The organism is Flagellimonas alvinocaridis (assembly GCF_004916895.1).
GTDB lineage: Bacteria > Bacteroidota > Bacteroidia > Flavobacteriales > Flavobacteriaceae > Flagellimonas > Flagellimonas alvinocaridis.
This window is the reverse complement of record NZ_SNTZ01000057.1, coordinates 1-587: the sequence shown is the minus strand read 5'-3', so window position 1 is coordinate 587 and position 587 is coordinate 1. Positions and strand designations below refer to the sequence as shown.

General features: G+C 60.3%; 1 protein-coding gene. It reads left to right on the top strand.

All coding sequences use genetic code 11. The features are described from left to right. A partial coding sequence (locus tag EZV76_RS17130) for a hypothetical protein (RefSeq protein ID WP_161594442.1) occupies window positions 1–587 on the top strand: 587 nt, incomplete at both ends.

The following is a 587-nucleotide window of genomic DNA, read 5'->3' as shown; positions in this document are numbered from 1 at the left end:
AGGCGACCCCTATATCGTGAACAGCACCTTCACGGAGGTGGACGGAAGCATCACCAACGAGATACAAAATTTGGCGAGCGTGCTGGGAGAGGGCAACAGCGCGGGCACATCCATTACGAACGTTACTGACCCGACCAATGCGCAGGACGCCGCCACGAAGAACTACGTGGACACGCAGATCACGGCGAACGCGGCCGATGGCTCGGAGACCATCGTGAACGCCGGTACGGACATCAGTGTGAGCGGCACAGGCACCACAGGCGACCCCTACGTTGTGAACAGCACCTTCACCGAGGTGGACGGTAGCGTGACCAATGAGATCAATACCCGCTTCGAGGTGAGCGGGGCGAACCTAGAGATAGAGGACAGCAACGGTACACTACAGGTGCCATTGGCCAACTTGGGCAGCGACGACCAGACCTTGTCGGAAGTGCTTTCCGAGGGCAACAGCGCGGGGACCTCGATCACCAATGTGACGGACCCGACCAATGCCCAGGACGCGGCCACGAAGAACTATGTGGACACGCAGATCACGGCCAACGCGGCGGATGGCTCGGAGACGGTCGTGAACGCCGGTACGGACATCA